Raw genomic sequence first — 20656 nt, 5'->3', positions numbered from 1 at the left:
ACCGTCACACAGCACTCTGCAATTTTCAGAGTGACACTTGCCAAGTGTTCACGGCGGGGCGATAGTGGCAAGCGTGATTCCGTCCGCGCCCTTAGGAACAGACGCCGTCGGCCTGTTGGGCCACGGCGCCGCCACGGCCGTTGGCCCTCAACGGGGCCCCGCCGAGCGCCGGTTCCGGTTCGAGCTGGCCGCACACCCGGGTTCCCCCGCGCAGGCCAGACGCCTGACCAGGGCCCGGCTCACCGGCTGGTCCGTCTGCGAGGACACCTGCGACACCGCCGCCCTGGTGGTCTCCGAGCTGGTCACCAACGCCATCGTGCACACCGCGAGCCGGCACATCGTCTGCGAGCTGCACGACGGCGACGACCTGCTGCGAATAGCCGTGCGCGATCAGGGCTGCGCACCGAGTGAGCCCCACCCAGCGGCGCAGCGCGCGGACGAGGAGCACGGGAGGGGATTGCTCCTGGTCGACGCCCTCTGCCACGCCTGGGGCGCCCATGAGCACGGTCCCGGGCTGCTGGTCTGGGCGGAGCTGCCGCGCAAGGCGGACACGCCCCGCGAGGACACCGGCCCGCGCAACGACCTGGGCTGGGGTGCCCGGCCCAAACCCGGCTCCGAGGCCGAGGGCTCCGAGGGCGAAGACGAGGACGGGGGGCCGGCGTGAGCGTCATGTCGGGGATCGGGCCGGTACTGAGCCTGGACACGCTGGTCCGGCTGCACCGCGGCTTCGTACCGCGGGCCGAGCCGTCGAGGCTGGCGGTGCCGGACGGGATGACGGCCCCTCTGGGCTGCGACGCGGTGGCCGTACCGGCCCGCTTCGGCCCGCTGGTGCTGCCCCGGCTGCCGCACGCGGGGTGCGTCTACGCCGATGAGGCGTACTGGTGGTGGATCGTTCCGGCGGACTCCGACTACGCCCTGGAGTGGCCGACGGCTACGCGGTACGTGGCCGGGGCAGTGGTTCCGGACGAGGTACGGCTGATCCACCGACCGGAGGGGACCGTGCCGTACACCCCGCCGATTCCGCTGTATCTGGCGCTGTGCCGGCTGATGGGCACCACACCGTCCTGGTCCCGGCACGTGAGCGCGTAGCGCTGCACAGGGGGCGCGTGTCCACGGGCGGGTCAGCCGTGACCGGTCGCCCGGTACCCCGCGCCCTTCGCGTACGCCTCACGTCCCCCTGTGTGCGCCCTGGCCGGATGTCCCCCCTGCCGCGATAGTGGCCAACCGGGGGTGACCACGTGGCTGAGGTGTCCGAGTCCGAACAGCTGCTGTTCGGGGGGCCGTTGCGGTACGACATGGGCTGGAACCAGCACCATGACGCCTTCCTGGAGCTGAACTTCCGGTCCATGGTCAAGCGGCTGCCCGGCCTGCTGACCGTCAGTTTCCGGCTCGCCTGGCAGGCCGACCGTACAGCCGCGCGGACCGTGCTCGCGGCGGAGGTCGGACGGGGGCTCTCCCAGGCCGTGGGCCTGCTCGCGGTCAACAGTGTGCTCGGGCGGCTGCTCGGCGACGGGGACATCGCGGACCGGTTGCGGCAGTCCGTGCCCGCGCTGGTCACGATGGCCGCCGTCCTGCTGGTCGGCGCCCTGCTGCGGGCGGCCTCCACCTACGCCACCGGGCGCCTGGAGCCGAAGGTGGAGCGGGTCGCCACCGAGCAGTACCTGGAGCGGGCGGCGGCCGTGGAGCTGGCCGCGATCGAGGACCACGCCTTCCACAAACTGTTGGACACCGCCCAGTACGGCGCCTCCTCGGCCCGGCGCATGATCACCTACAGCGCCCGGGTGGTGAACGCGATCATCTCGCTGATCGCCGCCGCCGGTGTACTCACCGTGCTGCACCCCGCCCTGCTCCCGCTGCTCGTCACCATGACCCTGCCGAGCGCCTGGTCGGCGCTGACCATCGCCCGGCGCCGCTACGAGTCCTTCCACACCTGGGTGCAGCACGCCCGCGCCGGCCATCTGCTCAGCGGGCTGCTCACCGAACCGGCCGCCGCCCCGGAGATCCGGGTGCACGGCGTCGGCCCGTTCCTGCTGCGCCACTACCGCGCCATGGCCGAGACGGCGGAGGCCGAGCAGGCCCGCCTGGCCCGGCTCGCCGCCCGCACCGGTCTGGCCGCCGCCGCCTGGACCGGCCTCGCCACGGTCGCGACGTACGCCACGCTCGGCGCGCTGCTGCTCACCGGGGCGATGGCGCTGGCGGTGGCCGGAACCGCGGTGATCGCCATCCGGACCGGCTCGGCCAGCCTGGACAGCCTGGTGCTGGAGATCAACCAGTTGCACGAGGAGGCCCTGTTCGTGGGCGACCTGCAACGGCTGTACGAGGAGGCCGCCGAGCGGGCCATCCCCAGCGGCGGCACCCCGCTGCCCGAGGAGCCCCGGGAGATCCGCTTCGAGCACGTCAGCTTCAGCTATCCCGGCGAGTCCGCCCGCCCCGCCCTGGACGACATCAGCCTCACCCTGCCCATGGGCCGGATCGTGGCACTGGTCGGCGAGAACGGCTCCGGCAAGACCACCCTGGTCAAACTGCTCGCGGGCCTGTACGTCCCGGACCGGGGCCGGATCCTGTGGGACGACGTGGACGCGGCCGGGGCCGACCGGCGCCAACTCGCCGAGCGCATCGCGATGGTGGCCCAGGACTTCAAGCGGTGGCCGTTCACCGCACGGGCCAATGTCGCCGTGGGCCGCTCCTCCACGCCGCTGACCGAGGAACGGCTCGCCGAGGCGGTGGCCGCGGCCGGGGCCGAGGAGGTGGTGGCCGATCTGCCGCGCGGCCTGGACACCCTGCTGGCCCGGCAGTTCAACGGCGGGCACGAGCTGTCCGGCGGGCAGTGGCAGCGGCTCGGCATCGCGCGGGCCGCCTACCGGCGCGGCCGGATCCTGATCGTGGACGAGCCGACGGCCGCCCTGGACGCCCGGGCCGAGCTGGAGGTCTTCGACAGGATCCGGGCCCTGGCCGCGGCCGGGCAGACGGTCGTGCTGATCACCCACCGGCTGGCGTCCGTGCGCCACGCCGATCTGGTGCATGTACTGGACCAGGGGCGGCTGGTGGAGTCCGGGAGCCCCGAGGAACTGCTGGCCGGGGGCGGACTGTACGCGGAGCTGTACGCGCTCCAGGCGGAACAGTTCGCCGCCCAGGTACCCGCCCCGAAGGCGGGCTGAGCTCAGGCCGCCGCGTCGACGCAGGCGTCGCCGCGCACGATGACGAGGAAGGCGTCCGACGCCAGGTCCATCACGACCTCGGCGGGCATGCCCTCGCTGCGCCGCGCCTGCGCGAACTCCTCCGCCGGCCACGAGCCCCGCGGCCCACCTGCGGGAAAGCGTTCGAGCACCGTTCGCCCGTTCACTTGGCACCTCCCTTGAGCGTTGTACCTCGAAGAGTTAAACGCCGGGGGTGGGGTGAACGCCTCGTGGAGTGACGGTACTGAGACATAGTTGACACCGGTCCACCGCCGAGTGTGAGCCGGGTCTCGATTCCGCCCGCTTTTCGACTACTTTCCGCGTCAGTCCTCGTACTCGTCGTGATAGCGCACGCGGGCCCGGTCCTCCTGCCGCCCCAGCACGGTCAGGTCCAGGAGGCTGGTCGTGGAACCCAGCCCGTCGAGTTCGCGCCCGAAGGCGGAGTAGGTGTGGAACACCCGGTCGCGGTCCCGCAGGAAGCAGCTCACCCCGGACCGCTCCACCAGTTCCCCGTCGTGCTCCCGGGTCACCTCGAAGTCACGGTCGAAGTCGTTCCCGTACGAGGAGAGCCAGGGCACCGTCCAGCCCATCCGCGCCTTGAAGGGCAGGATCCTGGTGTACGGCGCCCGGGAGACGGCGGCGAAGGAGGTGTCGCGGGCCCACAGGTGGGCGAGGTGGCCGACCTGGTCGAGGAAGGCGGAGCAGGTGCGGCAGCCCGTCTCCCACTCGGGCGCGAACACGAAGTGGTGCACGACGAGCTGGCGCCGCCCCTCGAAGAGGTCGAGCAGACTTGCCTTGCCGTCACCGCCCTCGAAGACGTACTCCGTCTCCACCTCCACCATCGGCAGCCGCCGCCGCTCGGCGTTCAGCGCCTCCCGTGCGCGGGCGACGGCCTCCTCCTTGACCAGTAACTCCTCGCGCGCCGCGCGCCACTGGGCGCGCGAGACGATCTCCGGAAGCGACATGGGCCCCTCCTGTGCGACGGTCCGTTGAAGGTGCTGACCGAAGGGAAGTACGGAACTCATCGCCGGGGACCAAGATTTTTCCGGTGCCTTCTTCCTCACACCCTCACGTGTCGTACTCCTGGATCCGCCTGCCGTGGCTCCGGTCGACCAGGCCGGGCAGCCGCTCGCCCAACTCCGCCAGTACCGGGGCGACATCGAGGGTGAGGAGTTCGCGGTCCCGCATCAGGACACGGCCGTCGACGATGGTGGTGCGGACGTCGAAGGAGCGGGCGCTGTGCACGAGGGTCGCGGCGAGGTCGTGGACGGGCTGGGTGTGCGGGCCGGTGAGGTCGACGAGGACGATGTCGGCGCGGCGGCCCGGGGCGAGGGTGCCCAGGCGGTCGCCGAGGCCGACGGCGGCGGCGCTCTGGAGCGTGGCGTGGTGCAGGGCCTGACGGGAGGTCAGCCAGGTGGGGTCGCCGGTGGTCGACTTCTGCACCAGCGCGGTGAGCGCCATGGACTCCCACACGTCGAGGGAGTTGTTGGAGGCGGCGCCGTCCGTGGCGAGGCCCACGTGGACGCCGATCCCGCGCAGGGCGCGCACCGGGGTGGTGTCGGGCCAGGCGAACTTCAGGTAGCCGCGGGGCGCGGTGGCGACGGCGACCCGTCCGGGGGCGTCCCGGAGCAGGGGCAGGTCGTCGTCGACGATGCCGGTGCCGTGGGCGATGAGGACGTCGGTGGCGAGGATGCCGGTGCGGTCCAGGACGCCGATGGGGGTGACGCCGTGCCGGTCGAGGGAGGTGCGGGTCTGGTCGCGGGTCTCGGCGGCGTGCAGATGGACCGGCAGCCCGTGCTCGCGGGCGAGGTCCGCGGTGGCGGCAAGGTCGGCGTCGGTGACGGTGTAGGGGGCGTGCGGGGCGAGGGCGGTGGTGATACGGCCGCCCGCGGCACCCCGGTACCGCAGCGCGAACTCCACTGACCGCTCCCGCCCTTCGGGCCCCTGCGAGGAGAAGTACGCCTCGCCGAGGTGGGCGCGCAGCCCGCACTCGGCGACCACGGCGGCGACGGCGTCCATGGCGAAGTAGTGGTCGGCGAAGCAGGTGACCCCGGCCCGGATCATCTCGGCGCAGGCGAGCCGCGCCCCCAACTCCACGTCCCGTTCGGTGAGGTTGGACTCAACGGGCCAGACGTAGTCGTTGAACCACTCCTCCAGGGGCAGGTCCTCGGCGATGCCGCGCAGGGCGACCATCGGGGCGTGGGTGTGGCAGTTCACCAGCCCCGGCATCGCCACCTGCCCGCGCGCGTCGATCCGCTGCGCCGCGGGTGTGTCCGCGGCCTCGGCGGCGTCGGTGACCGCCTCGACGGCCCCGTCGCGCACGACGATCGCGGCGTCCTCCCGGAACCCGACCCGCTCCTCCTCGTCGTGGACGAGAACGGTGCACCCGGTGATGACGATGTCAGCGGCGGTCGGCGTCATACGGCCAACGTACGACGCCCGGCGAACGCAGTGGCGCTGTTCAGCCCGCCCGGCGCGCCCGCAGCGCCGCCAATTCGTCCAGCAGGCCGGTGAGTTGCCGGGTGTCGCGCGGGGTGAGTCCTCCGGCGTCGTCCAGGTGGACGGCGCAGGCGGTGGTGGCGTCAACGAGCCGTTCGAGGGCACCGGCCACCTTCTCGGTGCCCGCCGAGTGCCGGGCGAGCGGGGGCAGTTCGGCGGAGGCCAGCGCGATGGCGCTGCGGGCCTCGGCGAGGGTGCGGTAGGCCTCGCGGCGCAGGAGCCAGCGGCCGGTGCGGTCGTGGGACTCGCCGAGCACATGGGTGAGGTAGGCGTGCGTCGCCTCCTCGGCGGCGCCGAGCCGGGCGCGTACCGCCCCGCCACGTTGGCCGGGCATCGACAGATGCCCCACCACCAGGACGATCACGCAGGCCAGCAGGGTCTCGCCGATCCGGCCCGCGGCGGCCTGCGGTTCACCGCCGACCATCACCAGTGCGAGCACGAGCACGGTCACCACTCCGGTCTGGGCGGCGAAGTGCCGGGTGGCGACGGGGATGAGCGCCCCGCTGACGGCGACCAGCGCGATCAGCCCCTCCGGCCGGGGCAGTACGGCGGCGAAGGCGGCGAACACGGCCGCCCCGAGCACGGTCCCGGCGGCCCGGCACAGCACCCGTGACAGCAGCGGCCCGAGGTCGGGCTTGACGAGGAAGACGGCGGTGGCGGGCAGCCAGTACCAGTGCGGGTGCTCGCCGTACCAGCGGGCGTGGTGGAGCGCCTGGGCGGCAGCGGCGGAGGCCCCGAAGCACAGGCCGACGCGCAGTCCGTACTCCCGGCCGCCCGCGCCGAGAACCGTGCGCGCCAGCGCCTTCGGCGAGCGCCGCCGGGTGTGCAGGTTCCCGCCGTCGGCCCGGTCGAAGGCCTCGGCTGCGTGCAGCAGGGCGTCGTCGAGGGCGCGCAGCGCGGGTGCGCTCCGGGCGGGCGCGGGCAGGGGTCCGGTGGGCGTGTTGGTGCGTACGGCGGTGGCGAGGCGCCGGGGGCCTTCGGCGGCCCGCGCCGGTACGGGCTCACCGGCCCAGGCGAGGGCGGTGGCGGCCTCGGCGAGGGGCAGCGCTGCGGCGTACTGGGCGTGCAGGCGGCGTTCGGCGGCGGAGGAGGCGTAGCGGCGCAGGCGGGGTCCGGCGAGGGCGTCCTGCGCGTGGTCGAGTGCGGCGGTGAGCGCGGCCCGGCGTGCGGTGGCGAGGTCGGTGCCCGCGGCGTCGAGGAGCGCGGCGACCGCGTCGTAGACGGCGCCCACGGCCTCCCGTTCCCCGTCGAACCGGAAGTCCCCGGCGATGGCCCCCGGGCTGGGCAGGGCCAGCCGCAGCAGGATCAGCCATCCGGCGCCGGCGAGGTAGGCGAGGCCGCGCTGCCAGCCCGGTTCCGGCAGCGGCATGCCGGCGCCGATCGCGGATGCGACGAGCAACTGTGTTCCGGCGGTGGAGGCGACGGGCCCGACGGCGCTGACGCTTCCGGCGGCGAGCCCGACGACGGCGAACAGCACGCTGAGCCCCACGGCGCCGAGCAGTTCCCCGCCGTAGGTGCCGAGCACCAGGCCGCCGGCGCCCGCGACGGCGGGCACTCCCAGCCGGCGCACGGCGGCCCGCCTGCTGCCGGGGCGGTCGGCGACCCCGGCGAGCATCGCGGCGACGGCGGCGACGACACCCACGGAGGCGTGACCGGCGACAACGGCCGCCGCGAGCAGGGGTCCGGCGCCCAGCGCGCCCCGTACGACCGCGCTCCAGGGAATCGGCCCCCGCTGAGTGCGCAGGGCGTGGGCGATCCAGGGGGGCAGGGCGGCTGCGGGGCGGTGCACAGGGCTCCTGTCGGACGAGGGCGGGTGCCTTCGGGCGACGGTGGCCGGGGCGACGGGTACGGGTACGGGTACGGGTACGACGGTAGATCATGAAGTGGTGTGTTCCGGTACGGCTGTATTACCGCCGCGTGACAATGCGTGCAGCAGCCACGTTCTTTATGACCGCAACGCCGTCGCCAGCGCGCTCTCGAACAGCCGCCGGGCGTCCTCGACCACCGTCTCCAGCGACGTGGCCCCCATGGCACCGACGATGTCGTCCGTGCCGCGCAGCCCGGCCCGCTCCAGCAGCCGCTTCTCGTTCGTCACCCACTCCCCGCGCGCCGCCAGCACGGCGTGCCCCGTCTGCACGGCGGCGGTGGCGACGGCCCCGGCGAGCTCGGTGCGGCGCCCGGCGGGGGCGTGGTGGGCGGCGGCGTACGCCAAAGTCAGCCGGGCGGTGTCGCGCCAGCGCGCGAAGGCGGTGCGCCGCAGCCTCTCCGGATATCCCTCGGGGCGCGGCAACTCCCCCCCTCAGCACCTGGTTGATCGCCAGCTCGGCCACGATCAGATAGGTGGGAATCCCGGCGAGATGGAACAGCAGCGGCTCCACCCGGAACCGCCCCTGCTCCGCCTCCGCCAACTCGTGCCCGACGACGTCGAGATCCCGGTAGTGCACGTCCACCCGGCGCCCCTCGACGGTCAGCCAGGCCCCGCCGTTGAACACCCCGCCGCCCCACCCGCCGATCTCGGAGACCTCCCCCTCCCACCCCAGGGCCCGCAGATCGTCCGGATCGAAGTCCCCCCGGTAGTAGACGGCCAGATCCCAGTCACTGTCCGGCCGCGCGGTCCCCTGAGCCCGGGATCCCCCGAGCGCCACGGCCCGCACACCGGGCAGCCCTGCCAGCCGGTCGGCGACGGAATCGAGAAAGTCGGTCACGGGGTCTCCGGGGGTCAGGTTTCCCACAGGTCGCGGTGCCGATGGCGGACGGGCGGCAGGTCGAGCGCGGCGGCCGCTTCCCGAAGGGCGCCCGGCCCGGCTGCTCGCAGGTCCTTCACCACCGCCCGGCGGAACGCCCGGAGGGCGGCCCGCGCGCGCCTCTCGTACGGGCTGTCCTCCCGGACGCCCAGGGTCCGGGGGTAGACATACGCAGCGAAGGCCCGCCGCACCCGCAGGGGGCGGGGGCGGCGCCCCTCGCGTGCGGCCCGGGCCGACTCCCGGCGGGAGTAGCGGAGGTCGGTGAGCCAGTGCGCCGTGCACGGGCCCGCCGTGCCGTCCGGCCAATAGGGCGGTACCGCGCGGCGGCGGGGCGGGGTGTGGTGGGTGGTTCTGGACATGGCTGGTGCCCAGGGTCCCGGGGGCGGGGTGGTGGTGTCGAATGGTTAAACGGCGGGTCGGAAATTCGGGTGCGTGGGGTCTTCCTCCGGTCGAAGATCTGTAGGTTGCCCGCCATCCGCCGTACCCCGGGAGCCGCCGTGATCAAGCGTGTTGTCAGTCCTGCCCTGTTCCCGCCGCCCACGTACGCGCACGCGTCGGTCGTCGAGGCCGGGACCAGGCTGGCGTTCCTGGCGGGGGCCGTGCCGTTGGACGCGGAGGGGAAGATCGTCGGGGAGGGGGATCCGGCGGTCCAGGCCGAACAGGTCATCCGGAATCTGCGGGAGCAGCTCGCCGCTGTGGGCAGCGGTCTGGAGCATGTCGTCTCCACCGATGTGTACGTCGTGAGCAGTGAACCCGCCGTGCTGTCCCAGGTCTGGGAGGTCGTCGAGGCGTCGGGGCTCAGTACGGGGCCGCACTCCTCCACACTCCTCGGCGTCGCCTGCCTCGGCTACACCGGGCAACTGGTGGAGATCACGGCCACCGCGGTCGTACCGGAGTCCGGCCGGTGATCACCCTGCGCCGGGCCACCGCCGAGGACGCGCTCGCCGTCGCCGACGTCTGGCTGCGCTCCTTCGACGCCGCGCTGCCCACGGTCGTCCGCCCGCACTCGGACGACGAAGTCCGCGACTACTTCCGGGAGTTCGTCGTGCCCCGGCAGGAGACCTGGGTCGCGGACACGGGCGACGGCACGCTCGTCGGGGTCATGGTGCTGCACGGCGAACTGCTCTCCCAGCTCTACCTCGCCCCCGACTGGCGCGGCCGGGGGCTGGGCGACCGGTTCGTACGGCTCGCCAAGGAGCGCAGTCCGCGCGGCCTGAATCTGTGGACCTTCCAGGTCAACAAGCCCGCCCACCGCTTCTACGAACGCCACGGCTTCGTCGCCGTCGAACGCACCGACGGCAGCGGCAACGAGGAGCGGGAGCCGGACGTGCGGTACGTCTGGCGGCCTTAGGGCCTGTCGTTGGGATCATCCCGGCGTCGCGGGCCCTGGCTCACGGGCGGCGGCCCCACTGCCGCCGCTTCGGCAGCGGACGCGCGTACGTGCCCGCCCTGCTCGTCGTCAGCCCCAGCGCCACCAGCGACTCGGCCAGCCGTACGGCCGCGCCGACCCCGTCGACCACGGGCATCCCCAGCTTCTCCCCCACCGCCCGCTGCAGCCCGGTCATCCCAGCGCACCCCAGCACCAGCACCTCGGCCCCGGCTGCGCGCACCCGCTCGGCCGCCGCGAGGAAGGCGGCCTCGGTGCGCTCGGCGTCCTCCAGTTCCAGTACGCCGAGGCCGGTGCCGACCACGCCGGCGCAGTTGCGGCCGACCCCGGCCAGCTCCAGGCTGTCCTCGATCTGCCCGCAGGACCGCTCCAGGGTGGTGACCACGCCGTAGCGGCGGCCCAGCAGACAGGCCAGGTGGGCGGCGGCCTCGGTGATGTCCACGACGGGCACGTCCACCAACTCCCGTACGCCCTCCCGCCCGTGCTCCCCGAACCCGGCCATGACGACGGCGTCGTAGGGCTCGCCCGCGTACGTCCGCAGCGCGTCGATCACCGCCGCCGCCGAGAGGTAGCTGTCCAGCCAGCCCTCCGCGGACTCCGGTCCCCAGTGCGGGGTCAGTCCGGTCACGGTGGTGCCCGGGCCTGCGGCGGCCCGGGCACCTCGTACGATCTCCGCGGTCATCGACTGCGTGGTGTTGCAGTTGGTGACGAGGATGCGCACCCGCTCAGCCCTCCGCCCCGGCGCGCTCATCGCGGCACAGCGCCAGATACAGGCCGGCGGCGAGCGCGGTGCCGATGAACCAGGAGTACGGCGCGACATCGCTGAAGGTCTTCACCAGCGCCAGCACCGCGGCCACCCCGGCGGCGGGCAGGAAGGCCCACAGCGCCTTGGGGTTGACGCCCTTGCGGTAGTAGTAGCGGGAGCCGGGCTCCGCGGAGAAGAGCGCGTCCACATCGACCCGGCCCTTCTTGACCAGGTAGTAGTCGACCATGATCACGCCGAACAGCGGGCCCAGGAAGGCGCCGAGGCCGCCCAGGAAGTAGTTGACGACGGTCGGGTTGGAGAAGAGGTTCCAGGGGGTCACGGCCAGCGCCGCCACGGTGCTGATGAGTCCGCCGACCTTGAAGGTGATCTTCTGCGGCCAGACGTTGGCCAGGTCGTACGCCGGGGAGACGAAGTTGGCGACGATGTTGACGCCCATGGTGGCGATGGCGAAGGTCAGCGCCGCGACCACCAGCACCCAGGTGTTGCCGACCTTGGCGACCAGCTCCGCCGGGTCGGTGATGGCCTCGCCGAACACCTCCAGCGAACCGGCGGTGACGATCACCGAGACCACCACGAAGGCGGTGGAGTTGATGGGCAGGCCCCAGAAGTTGCCGCGCTTGACCGTCCGGTAGTCGGGCGAGAAGCGGGAGAAGTCGCAGAAGTTGAGCATCAGCGTGCCGTAGGTGGCGAGCACCAGGCCGATCGCGCCGAACCACTGCCGCCACTGCTCGCCCACGGAGACCGGGTTCGGGGTGGAGGTCAGCGAGATCGTCCAGTCCGCCTTGGCGAGGATCCACACCGCCAGCGCGATCATCACCAGCCAGATCGCGGGACCGCAGAAGTCCTGGAACTTCCGTACGGACTCCATGCCCTGGCTGATGATCAGCGCCTGGATCAGCCAGAGGGAGACGAAGGAGATCCAGCCGAGGGTGTCCAGGCCGAGGAAGGAGCTGTGGGTCCAGGACTCCAGGCCCGGCCAGGCGGCGAGCAGCATCACGTTGACGGCGACGGAGGCCAGGTAGGTCTGGATGCCGTACCACATGATGGCGATGACGGCCCTGATCAGGGCGGGGATGTTGGCGCCCCAGACGCCGAAGCTGATGCGGCTGACGACGGGGAAGGGCACGCCGTGGCGCTGGCCGATCTTCCCCATCCAGTTCATGCCGATGTAGATCAGCACGAAGCCGACGAGCAGGGAGGTGAAGACCTGCCACACGTTCATGCCGAGGACCAGCAGTCCTGCGGCGAAGGTGTAGTTGCCGAGGTTGTGGACGTCGGACATCCACAGGGCGAAGAGGTCGAAGACCTTCCAGTTCCGCTTGCCGGCGGGGGCGAGGTCTTCGTTGGTGAGCCGGGGATCGGGGACGAACACGGGGGTGCCGGTGGCTTCGGCACGGTCGGCGAGGGACACGGGGCCTCCAGGAAAGGGGACGGAGGAGGACGCTTGGCAACCGCGTTTGGTATACCAAACAGCCGACATCGTCCCGCCGTCAACAGTTCGGACAGATATCGCTGCCGTTAACGCTCCGTAAAAGCCCCCCGGAGTCGGCGAAGATGGCCCCATGACGAAGATCGAACCCCTCGGCGCGGTACGCGAACGCGTCCTGGCCACGCTGCGGCAGGAGATCATCGCCGGCCGCCTCCGCCCCGGCGACCGACTGGTGGAGCGGGAACTGGCCGAGCGGTTCGGGGTCTCCCGGGTGCCGGTGCGCGAGGCGATCCGCGCGCTGGTCGCGGAGGGTTTCGTCCTCTTCGAGTCCGCCCGCCGCACGGTGGTCCGCCGGCTCACCCCGACCGACGTCAAGGAACTCTTCGAACTGCGCGAGGCGCTGGAGGTCTACGCGGCCGGTCTGGCCGCCGACCGGGCCACCCCCGAGGCCCTGGCGGAGCTGCGCGAACTGCTGGACAGCGCGGCCGCCGCCACCAGGGCCGGCGACGCCGAGACGATCACCGACATCAACACCCGCTTCCACGACCGCATCCTCGCCATGGCGGGCAACAGCCTGCTGATCTCGGTCATGGAACCGGTCGACGGCCGTCTGCGCTGGCTGACCCGCCGCAACGAGGAGTGGCCCCAACTCCTCACCGAACACCGCGAGCTGTACGAGGCCATCGCCTCCGGCGACCCCGACCGGGCCCGCGCCCACGCTCTGGACCACGTCCGCGCCAACTACGAGTCGACGGTCCGGCACCTGTTCGGCGAAGAGGGCTGAGTACCTGCTCCCCGGCCGCTCATACGGCGCCGGAGAGCAGCCACCGCCAGCGCCGGCGCTCCGTGCACAGGGAGACGACGGCCGTGAAGGTCACCAGTCCCGCCGCCCACGCGGGCCACACCGCCCACGAGGAGACCACGGCCGCGACGAGCTGGAGCAGCACCAGCAGGATCGTGCCCCAGCCCGGTACCGCGATGATCACGTGCGCCTTGTCGCCCGGGGTGGAGAAGCACGTGGGCAGGCCGATCAGGAGCACCACCGACACCACGGCGAGCAGCCACGAGTAGCCGGCCAGCGCCCAGGGAGTCGTCACCCAGGCGACGAGTTCCACCGCGAAGCGCAGAGCGGACGCGGTGCGGTCGTCGGGTCGCGGCTGAATCGATTCCCCTGCGGTCTCGGTCACGCGCGTGACGATCTCACGGCCGACGCCCGACGGCCAAGGGCTGGAGCTGGAGCCGGATGGACCTAAGACCCGGCCTCCCGCGCCGCCGCCCGCAGCACTCCCCTGAGCATCTCCGGCGTCAACCGGCCCGTGAACGTGTTGCGCTGGCTGACGTGGAAGCAGCCGTACAGGGTCAGGCCGTCCAGCGGCACGCGCGTGCCGTGGGCGAAGGCCGGGCGGGGTCTCGGCACCGCCCAGCCCACCTCCGCCAGCACGGGCAGCGTCGCCTGCCAGCCGAAGGCGCCGAGCACCACGACCGACCTCAGGGTGGGCCGCAGCAGACGCAGCTCCCGTACCAGCCAGGGCCGGCAGGTGTCGCGTTCGGCCGGGGTGGGCTTGTTGGCGGGCGGGGCGCAGTGGACCGGGGCGGTCACGCGGGTGCCGTACAGCTCCAGGCCGTCGCCCACGGCGGCGGAACCCGGCTGCGAGGCGAGGCCCACGTCGTACAGCGCCCGGTACAGCACATCGCCGGAGCGGTCCCCGGTGAACATCCGGCCCGTGCGGTTGCCGCCGTGCGCGGCCGGGGCGAGGCCGATGATCAGCAGCCGGGCGTCGGCGGGGCCGAAGCCCGGGACCGGGCGCCCCCAGTACGTCTCCCCCGCGAAAGCAGCCCGCTTGGTCGTGGCCACCTCTTCCCGCCAGGCCACCAGCCGCGGGCAGGCCCGGCAGTCGGCGATCCGCCGGTCGAGGGCGGCGAGGGTGTCCATGGCTCCACCGTAAGCCCGGGGGGCGGGCGCGGAAGGGGCTGCCGCGCACCCGGCAAGGCGGCACCTTCCGGCGGTTTCGGGCGTAAGCCCCGGGGTCGGACGCGTCGGACGCGGAAGGGGGCGCCCCGCGCCCGGCAGGCGGCAGGCGGCAGGCGGCAGGCGGCAGGCGGCAGCCTCCGACGCTTTCAAGCGCAAGCCCAGCACCAGACGCGAAGCGAACTGCCCCACACCCGGTAGCCGGCGGCTTTCGGCGGTTTCGGGCCGCTGACGCGCCCGTGCTCGGGCTCGCCCCTGAACCGGATCCGCCACTCACCGGCCCGGCCAGGCCCGGACCGGCCAGGTCGGCGGCCGTAAATGGCCGGGGGGACGAAACCGCCCAGCGGATAGGGTCGGGGCATGGCTTCCGAAGGTGACCAGGACAGGACCGCGGCCGCGGTGGCCGCCGCCGAGGCCGCGGCCCCGCAGGCCGGTGAGAGCGTGCGCGTGGACAGCTGGATCTGGGCGGTACGGCTGATCAAGACCCGTTCGCTCGGCGCCGCCGCCTGCAAGGGCGGCCATGTCCGGGTGAACGGCGAGCGGGTCAAGCCCGCCCACTCCCTGCGCGTCGGCGACGAGGTGCGACTGCGGCACGAGAACCGGGAGCGGATCGTGGTGGTCAAGCGCCTGATCCGCAAGCGGGTCGGCGCCCCGGTCGCCGTCCAGTGCTACCTCGACAACTCCCCGCCGCCCCCGCCCCGCGAGGCCGTCGCCCCGGCCGGTGTCCGCGACCGAGGCGCGGGCCGCCCCACCAAGCGCGACCGCCGCGAACTGGACCGCCTGCGCGCCCTGGAGAAGGGCAGCAGCCGCCCCGGCCCGCGCTGACGGCCGCCGCGACGCGTACGGCGACGGCCGTGTCCGGAACACCCCGGGCACGGCCGTCGCCGTACGCGCACCCGCCTCACGAGCGGCGCGTCACCAGCCGCAGCAGGTCGGCGTTGGAACCGCGCCGCGCCCAGGCGATCAGGGCGAGCGGGACGATCAGGATCAGTGGGGTGGCCGCGTTCTCGCCGTCGAAGGCGGTCAGCGAGACGATGAACGCGCCGACCATCAGCCCGCTCAGCGCGATCGCCGCCACCGACTGGAGCACCGGGATCAACAGGGCCACCGCTCCGGCGAGTTCGAGGGCGCCGATGGTGTACATACCGGCGCTGCCCCAGCCGAGTTCGTCGAAGACCTCCACCGCCGAGGAGTGCCCGATCAGCTTCGGCAGGGCGCTGGCGATGCCGTAGAACAGCGCGAGCACGATCTGCAGGGCGCGCAGCGCGATCCGGGCGCGGCGCCCGCGCGCGGTGGCGGACTCGGCGACGACAGGGGTGGCGGCGGGGACGGGAGCGGTGGTCTCGGACATCGGGTCTCCTGTGTGCGGCGTTTGTGTCGCGGTCACAGGGATAGACAGCCGGTCGCGGCGGAACTCATCGCCGCCCGGCCCCTCTTTTGATGCAGACGTCTCGCGGTGAACGCCTCTTTTGGTGAACGCCTCGGCGCGGAGTACGGTCCGAAGGAAGGAGTGGTGTGTGCGATGCGTACGGGCAGTGAACCCACGACCGCGCGCAGTCCCCTGCGGACGCGGTTCTGGCTGAGCGTGTGGGGACTGGTCTGGGCGCTCTTCGGCACCGTCGCCTTCGCGCTCGCCGACCGTATTGGCTGGGCCGTGGCCTGCGGGGTCCTCGTGCTGGTCGTGGCCGTGGACATGGGCTTCATCGTGCGGCACATCCGCCAGGGCCCGCACTGGCAGCCGGGCCCCGACATCCCCCCGTACAACCCGCCCGAGGACCGCTGACCCCGTCGGCCGGTCAGGCGTCGAAGCGGGCCGCCCGACGGTACTGCGGGTTCGGGTCGAGCGCCGCCGCCAGCCGGAAGTGCCGTACGGCCTGCTCGTCGCGGCCCTGCCGCTCATAGGTGCGGGCGAGCGCGAAGTGCGCGAAGGCGTTGTCCGGCTCGCGCTCCAGGACGATGGTGAACTCCAGTTCGGCGGGCCGCAGTTGGGCGGCCGCGAAGAAGGCACGCGCGCGCAGCAGTCGCGCGGCGGTGTTCTCGGGGTGCGCGGCGATGACACCGTCCAGCAGCTTCACCGCGCCCCGCGGGTCCCGTGCGGCGAGCAGCTGCTCGGCGGCACGGAAGTCGATGACATGCGTCTCCGGAGTACGTCCGGTGGAACCGCTGATCTCGGGCACGGCAGAATCCTTCCCTCACTGCCGGGATCAACGCCCGCACGCGGGGCCGCTATTCCTCGGCGGCCCGGCGCCGCAGCTCCTCCCACACCTCGCGCACCCGCTGCCGGAGCTGTTCGAGGGGGACGTCGTTGTCGATGACGATGTCCGCGATCTCCCGGCGCTTCTCGCGGGTGGCCTGGGCGGCCATCCGGGCACGGGCGTCCTCCTCGGTCATCCCGCGCAGCCGCACCAGCCGGTCGAGCTGGGTCCCCTCGTCCGCGTCGACGACGACCACGAGGTCGTACAGCGGCGCCAGCCCGTTCTCGGTGAGCAGCGGTACGTCGTGCACGACCACGGCGTCCTCGGCCGCGGCCTGCTCCAGCTCGCGGGAGCGCTCACCGACTAGGGGGTGCACGATCGCGTTGAGGACCGCCAGTTTCTCGGGGTCGGCGAACACGATGGAACCCAGCCTGGGCCGGTCCAGGCTGCCGTCCGGCGCGAGCACGTCCTCGCCGAACGCGTCCACGACGGCCGCGAGGCCGGGCGTGCCCGGTGCCACGACCTCCCGCGCGATGCGGTCCGCGTCGATCAGCACGGCACCGCACTCCACGAGGAGCCGTGACACCTCGCTCTTCCCGGCCCCGATACCGCCGGTCAACCCCACTTTCAGCATGGAGCAGAGCTTAGAGCGTGCCGCTCGGGCGTCAGTTGTCGCCTTCCCGCTCGGCCAGGAACCGCTCGAACTCGCGGCCGATCTCGTCCGCCGACGGGATGTCCACGGGCTCGGCGAGCATATTGCCCCTGGTCTCCGCGCCGGCCGCCGCGTCGTACTGGTGCTCAAGGCCCTGGACCAGCGCCACCAGCTCCTCGTCGCCCTCCTGGATCTGCCGGTCGATCTCGGTCTGGGTGCGGTGGGCCTCGGTGCGCAGCGCGTGGGCGACACCCGGCAGGACCAGACCGGTGGCGGCCGTGATGGCCTCCAGGACGGTCAGGGCCGCGTCCGGGTACGGGGAACGCGCCACGTAGTGCGGGACGTGCGCGGCGACGCCGAGGACCTCGTGGCCGGCCTCCATCAGCCGGTACTCCAGCAGCGAGGCCGCGCTGCCGGGCACCTGGGCCTCCTCGAAGGGGCTGCGGTGGCCGGGGACGAGGTCGGTGCGGTTGCCGTGGGGGGTGAGGCCCACGGGTCGGGTGTGCGGGACGCCCATGGGGATGCCGTGGAAGTTCACCGAGAGCCGTACGCCGAGCCGCTCCACGATCTGCTGGACCGCGGCGGCGAAGCGCTCCCACTCCACGTCCGGCTCGGGTCCGGACAGCAGCAGGAACGGGGCGCCGGTGGCGTCCTGGACGAGCCGTACCTCGATGGCCGGGACCTCGTAGGCGGTCCAGCGGTCGCGCTTGAACGTCAGCAGCGGGCGGCGGGCTCGGTAGTCCACCAGCCGGTCGTGGTCGAATCGGGCGACGACCTGGTGGGGCAGTGAGTCGAGCAGCCGGTCGACGATCTGGTCGCCGGTCTCACCCGCGTCGATGTATCCGTCGAAGTGGTAGAGCATGACAAGGCCCGCCGACTCCTGTGCCAAGGCCATGTCGACGACGGCCAGGCCCTTCGGCTCCCATGCGTACAAACCTTGCGGATCAAGCACAGTGACCGCTCCTCCTTGTGTTCCCTCTGCACAACGCCCTTGCGGGCGTGGGCATTCCCCAAGGAGGCGGCGGAAATGATCTCCGCGGACAGCACTGAGGGGCCGTACCCCGGGAGGTACGGCCCCTCAGTCAGGAGCTAGTGCTGCTCAGCGAGCGTCAGCTCTGGCCGCCGGCCAGCTTCTCACGCAGCGCGGCAAGCGCCTCGTCCGAGGCCAGCGCGCCGGAGTTGTCGGCGCCCTCGGAGGAGTACGAGCCACCGGTCGCGGCCGGAGCCGCAGCCTCGCCGCCCTCGGCCGCGGCAGCGGCGTCGGCCTCGCGGGACTTGATGACCTGCTGCTGGTGCTGCTCGAAGCGCTGCTGCGCCTCGGCGTACTGGCGCTCCCACTCCTCGCGCTGCTTCTCGTAGCCCTCGAGCCAGTCGTTGGTCTCGGGGTCGAAGCCCTCGGGGTAGATGTAGTTGCCCTGGTCGTCGTAGGACGCGGCCATGCCGTACAGGGTCGGGTCGAACTCGACCGCGGCCGGGTCGGCACCGAAGGACTCGTTGGCCTGCTTGAGGGACAGCGAGATCCGGCGACGCTCCAGGTCGATGTCGATGACCTTGACGAAGATCTCGTCGTTGACCTGGACGACCTGCTCCGGGATCTCCACGTGGCGCTCGGCCAGCTCGGAGATGTGGACCAGACCCTCGATGCCCTCGTCCACGCGGACGAACGCACCGAACGGAACCAGCTTCGTGACCTTGCCGGGCACGACCTGGCCGATCTGGTGGGTGCGGGCGAACTGCTGCCACGGGTCTTCCTGGGTCGCCTTCAGCGACAGGGAGACACGCTCGCGGTCCATGTCGACGTCGAGAACCTCGACGGTGACCTCCTGGCCGACCTCGACAACCTCGGACGGGTGGTCGATGTGCTTCCAGGACAGCTCGGAGACGTGGACCAGACCGTCGACGCCACCCAGGTCCACGAAGGCACCGAAGTTGACGATCGAGGAGACGACGCCGGAACGGACCTGACCCTTCTGCAGGGTGGTGAGGAACGTCTGGCGGACCTCGGACTGGGTCTGCTCCAGCCAGGCACGGCGGGACAGGACCACGTTGTTGCGGTTCTTGTCCAGCTCGATGATCTTGGCTTCGAGCTCCTTGCCCACGTAGGGCTGGAGGTCGCGGACACGGCGCATCTCGACCAGGGAGGCCGGGAGGAAGCCGCGGAGGCCGATGTCGAGGATGAGACCACCCTTGACGACCTCGATGACGGTACCGGTAACGATGCCGTCCTCTTCCTTGATCTTCTCGATGGTGCCCCAGGCACGCTCGTACTGGGCGCGCTTCTTCGAGAGGATCAGGCGGCCTTCCTTGTCCTCCTTCTGGAGGACCAGGGCCTCGATCTCGTCGCCGACGGCGACGACCTCGTTCGGGTCGACGTCGTGCTTGATCGAAAGCTCGCGGCTCGGGATGACACCTTCGGTCTTGTAACCGATGTCGAGCAGGACCTCGTCCCGGTCGACCTTCACGATGACGCCGTCGACGATGTCGCCGTCGTTGAAGTACTTGATCGTCTCGTCGATCGCGGCGAGGAAAGCTTCCTCGTTACCGATGTCGTTGACCGCTACCTGCGGGGTGGTGGCGGTGGTCTCGGTGCTGCTCGTCATGTGGGAAAGGGCTCCGGTACGGACATTGAAGTCGTAGGTACTGCTACGCCGGGAGCCCGTATCGCTCTGAAGAAGCCGGACAGCCAAGGAAGCGCCCCACCAGCCAACTGGCGACGGCGCCTCGACAACCGAGGGGACTACAACAGATGCGAGCGCAGCCTGCTACGTCTGAGGTGCGCAGGCCCGCAGCGCAACTTGTAGCATACGGGGGCAGCCGGGCAGGGTCAATGCGCGAAGGCGCACACCCGGGGCGGATCGCCGCATTCCCGGCACACAACCTGTCTCCCAAGGCCACGCAGGGCCCAAGCCGCCCCTTTCGTGACGCCGCCGGGAGGCCGCGCCGTTCAGGTGACGGAAGAGTACGACGAGGGAGCCGATCATCCAAGAGTCCGTATCCAACGAGGCCGCGTCCGCTTCCGAGCCGGAGCCGGAGGCCACGCGGCGTGCCGCCGGGGTCGCGGAGAGTTCCCGGGCCAACCGGGGCTGGTGGGACCGCAACGCGGACGAGTACCAGATCGAGCACGGCACCTTCCTCGGCGACGACCGCTTCGTCTGGGGCCCCGAGGGCCTGGACGAGGTGGAGGCGGAGCTGCTCGGCCCGCCGGAGGAGCTGAAGAACAAGGACGTCCTGGAGATCGGCGCCGGCGCCGCGCAGTGCTCGCGCTGGCTGGCCGCGCAGGGCGCCCGCCCGGTCGCCCTGGACCTCTCCCACCGCCAGCTCCAGCACGCGCTGCGCATCGGCGGCTCCTTCCCGCTGGTCTGCGCCGACGCGGGCGCGCTCCCCTTCGCGGACGGCTCCTTCGACCTGGCGTGCTCGGCGTACGGCGCGCTGCCGTTCGTCGCGGACCCGGTGCTGGTGCTGCGCGAGGTGCGGCGGGTGCTGCGCCCCGGCGGCCGGTTCGTCTTCTCCGTCACCCACCCGATCCGCTGGGCGTTCCCGGACGAGCCCGGCCCCGAGGGCCTGTCGGTGTCCGCGTCCTACTTCGACCGCACCCCTTATGTCGAGCAGGACGAGCAGGGCCGCGCGGTCTACGTGGAGCACCACCGCACGATCGGCGACCGGGTCCGCGATGTCGTGGCGGCGGGCCTGCGCCTGGTCGACCTGGTGGAGCCGGAGTGGCCGGCCTGGAACAGCGCGGAGTGGGGCGGCTGGTCCCCGCTGCGCGGCAACCTGATCCCGGGCACGGCGATCTTCGTCTGCGTACGGGACTGAGCCGGTCCTCGTCCGCGAACGGGACC

General features: G+C 72.2%; 23 protein-coding genes and 1 pseudogene. 9 read left to right on the top strand and 15 right to left on the bottom strand.

Annotation, left to right across the window (positions count from 1 at the left end; all coding sequences use genetic code 11):
- Positions 1 to 64 precede the first annotated feature (64 nt).
- From ACZ7L7_RS12090 to ACZ7L7_RS12080, 3 genes are all read left to right on the top strand, one after another.
- Positions 65 to 664, top strand: a complete 600-nt coding sequence (locus ACZ7L7_RS12090; RefSeq protein ID WP_285513243.1) for an ATP-binding protein — start codon at positions 65 to 67, stop codon at positions 662 to 664.
- 5 nt (positions 665 to 669) lie between these two features.
- Positions 670 to 1089 carry a hypothetical protein gene (locus ACZ7L7_RS12085; RefSeq protein WP_285513343.1) on the top strand — a complete coding sequence of 140 codons (420 nt, stop codon included), beginning with the start codon at positions 670 to 672 and terminating at the stop codon, positions 1087 to 1089.
- 206 nt (positions 1090 to 1295) lie between these two features.
- On the top strand, positions 1296 to 3158 hold the full coding sequence (locus tag ACZ7L7_RS12080; protein ID WP_453606705.1) for an ABC transporter ATP-binding protein: 1863 nt from the start codon (positions 1296 to 1298) through the stop codon (positions 3156 to 3158).
- A 2-nt stretch (positions 3159 to 3160) separates the two neighbouring features.
- On the opposite strand, the gene ACZ7L7_RS12075 is transcribed toward ACZ7L7_RS12080, so the two are convergent.
- The 6 genes and pseudogenes from ACZ7L7_RS12075 to ACZ7L7_RS12050 form a co-directional block, all read right to left on the bottom strand.
- Entirely contained in the window at positions 3161 to 3343 is a 183-nt protein-coding gene (locus ACZ7L7_RS12075) for a hypothetical protein (protein ID WP_285513242.1), read from the bottom strand.
- Between the two features lie 156 nt (positions 3344 to 3499).
- Positions 3500 to 4141: a DUF899 domain-containing protein gene (locus tag ACZ7L7_RS12070; protein ID WP_472075723.1), complete on the bottom strand. Its 642-nt coding sequence runs from the start codon at positions 4139 to 4141 to the stop codon at positions 3500 to 3502.
- Between the two features lie 103 nt (positions 4142 to 4244).
- Entirely contained in the window at positions 4245 to 5597 is a 1353-nt protein-coding gene (locus ACZ7L7_RS12065) for an amidohydrolase (protein WP_453606684.1), read from the bottom strand.
- Between the two features lie 40 nt (positions 5598 to 5637).
- The gene (locus ACZ7L7_RS12060; protein WP_472075721.1) at positions 5638 to 7464 is read right to left on the bottom strand and encodes an FUSC family protein; all 1827 of its coding nucleotides are present in this window, start codon (positions 7462 to 7464) and stop codon (positions 5638 to 5640) included.
- 156 nt (positions 7465 to 7620) lie between these two features.
- Positions 7621 to 8380, bottom strand: a pseudogene (locus ACZ7L7_RS12055) (nucleotidyltransferase domain-containing protein).
- A gap of 14 nt (positions 8381 to 8394) precedes the next feature.
- Positions 8395 to 8778, bottom strand: coding sequence for a hypothetical protein (locus ACZ7L7_RS12050; protein ID WP_472075719.1), 384 nt, complete (start codon positions 8776 to 8778; stop codon positions 8395 to 8397).
- A 138-nt stretch (positions 8779 to 8916) separates the two neighbouring features.
- On the opposite strand from ACZ7L7_RS12050, the gene ACZ7L7_RS12045 reads away from it, so the two are divergent.
- Together ACZ7L7_RS12045 and ACZ7L7_RS12040 are read left to right on the top strand one after the other, a co-directional pair.
- Positions 8917 to 9327 carry a RidA family protein gene (locus ACZ7L7_RS12045; RefSeq protein ID WP_285513236.1) on the top strand — a complete coding sequence of 137 codons (411 nt, stop codon included), beginning with the start codon at positions 8917 to 8919 and terminating at the stop codon, positions 9325 to 9327.
- Entirely contained in the window at positions 9324 to 9770 is a 447-nt protein-coding gene (locus tag ACZ7L7_RS12040; RefSeq protein WP_285513235.1) for a GNAT family N-acetyltransferase, read from the top strand. The genes ACZ7L7_RS12045 and ACZ7L7_RS12040 overlap by 4 nt, the downstream gene beginning before the upstream one ends.
- A gap of 40 nt (positions 9771 to 9810) precedes the next feature.
- Here ACZ7L7_RS12040 and ACZ7L7_RS12035 read toward each other — a convergent pair whose 3' ends face one another.
- Positions 9811 to 10527, bottom strand: coding sequence for an aspartate/glutamate racemase family protein (locus ACZ7L7_RS12035; protein ID WP_285513234.1), 717 nt, complete (start codon positions 10525 to 10527; stop codon positions 9811 to 9813).
- Positions 10528 to 10531: 4 nt separating this feature from the next.
- A complete protein-coding gene (locus ACZ7L7_RS12030; RefSeq protein ID WP_285513233.1) occupies positions 10532 to 11983 on the bottom strand; it encodes an NCS1 family nucleobase:cation symporter-1 in 1452 nt (483 codons plus the stop codon).
- A 151-nt stretch (positions 11984 to 12134) separates the two neighbouring features.
- On the opposite strand from ACZ7L7_RS12030, the gene ACZ7L7_RS12025 reads away from it, so the two are divergent.
- Positions 12135 to 12785 carry a GntR family transcriptional regulator gene (locus ACZ7L7_RS12025; protein ID WP_285513232.1) on the top strand — a complete coding sequence of 217 codons (651 nt, stop codon included), beginning with the start codon at positions 12135 to 12137 and terminating at the stop codon, positions 12783 to 12785.
- A 19-nt stretch (positions 12786 to 12804) separates the two neighbouring features.
- On the opposite strand, the gene ACZ7L7_RS12020 is transcribed toward ACZ7L7_RS12025, so the two are convergent.
- Together ACZ7L7_RS12020 and ACZ7L7_RS12015 are read right to left on the bottom strand one after the other, a co-directional pair.
- A complete protein-coding gene (locus ACZ7L7_RS12020; protein ID WP_472075716.1) occupies positions 12805 to 13188 on the bottom strand; it encodes a hypothetical protein in 384 nt (127 codons plus the stop codon).
- Between the two features lie 62 nt (positions 13189 to 13250).
- The gene (locus tag ACZ7L7_RS12015; RefSeq protein ID WP_285513230.1) at positions 13251 to 13934 is read right to left on the bottom strand and encodes a uracil-DNA glycosylase; all 684 of its coding nucleotides are present in this window, start codon (positions 13932 to 13934) and stop codon (positions 13251 to 13253) included.
- 396 nt (positions 13935 to 14330) lie between these two features.
- Here ACZ7L7_RS12015 and ACZ7L7_RS12010 point away from each other — a divergent pair, with 396 nt between their 5' ends.
- Complete coding sequence (locus ACZ7L7_RS12010; RefSeq protein WP_285513229.1) at positions 14331 to 14795, top strand: RNA-binding S4 domain-containing protein; 465 nt, start codon at positions 14331 to 14333, stop codon at positions 14793 to 14795.
- A 76-nt stretch (positions 14796 to 14871) separates the two neighbouring features.
- On the opposite strand, the gene ACZ7L7_RS12005 is transcribed toward ACZ7L7_RS12010, so the two are convergent.
- Complete coding sequence (locus tag ACZ7L7_RS12005) at positions 14872 to 15321, bottom strand: DoxX family protein (RefSeq protein ID WP_285513228.1); 450 nt, start codon at positions 15319 to 15321, stop codon at positions 14872 to 14874.
- 171 nt (positions 15322 to 15492) lie between these two features.
- Here ACZ7L7_RS12005 and ACZ7L7_RS12000 point away from each other — a divergent pair, with 171 nt between their 5' ends.
- Positions 15493 to 15753 (top strand): DUF6343 family protein, encoded by a 261-nt coding sequence (locus ACZ7L7_RS12000; RefSeq protein WP_472075714.1) that lies wholly within the window; start codon positions 15493 to 15495, stop codon positions 15751 to 15753.
- A gap of 13 nt (positions 15754 to 15766) precedes the next feature.
- Here ACZ7L7_RS12000 and ACZ7L7_RS11995 read toward each other — a convergent pair whose 3' ends face one another.
- From ACZ7L7_RS11995 to rpsA, 4 genes are all read right to left on the bottom strand, one after another.
- Positions 15767 to 16147, bottom strand: a complete 381-nt coding sequence (locus ACZ7L7_RS11995) for a tetratricopeptide repeat protein (protein ID WP_250750236.1) — start codon at positions 16145 to 16147, stop codon at positions 15767 to 15769.
- 49 nt (positions 16148 to 16196) lie between these two features.
- Entirely contained in the window at positions 16197 to 16799 is a 603-nt protein-coding gene (gene coaE, locus ACZ7L7_RS11990; protein WP_471592341.1) for a dephospho-CoA kinase, read from the bottom strand.
- Between the two features lie 31 nt (positions 16800 to 16830).
- Positions 16831 to 17769 (bottom strand): PAC2 family protein, encoded by a 939-nt coding sequence (locus tag ACZ7L7_RS11985; protein WP_453606131.1) that lies wholly within the window; start codon positions 17767 to 17769, stop codon positions 16831 to 16833.
- Between the two features lie 157 nt (positions 17770 to 17926).
- The gene (rpsA, locus tag ACZ7L7_RS11980) at positions 17927 to 19417 is read right to left on the bottom strand and encodes a 30S ribosomal protein S1 (protein ID WP_093723799.1); all 1491 of its coding nucleotides are present in this window, start codon (positions 19415 to 19417) and stop codon (positions 17927 to 17929) included.
- A 376-nt stretch (positions 19418 to 19793) separates the two neighbouring features.
- Between rpsA and ACZ7L7_RS11975 the strand changes: the two genes are divergently transcribed.
- Positions 19794 to 20630, top strand: a complete 837-nt coding sequence (locus tag ACZ7L7_RS11975; RefSeq protein ID WP_471592355.1) for a class I SAM-dependent methyltransferase — start codon at positions 19794 to 19796, stop codon at positions 20628 to 20630.
- The last annotated feature ends 26 nt before the right edge of the window (positions 20631 to 20656 follow it).

The organism is Streptomyces sp. NPDC110618 (assembly GCF_055657065.1).
The sequence above is the reverse complement of the archived record's forward strand: the minus strand, read 5'-3'. Positions and strand labels throughout refer to the sequence as shown.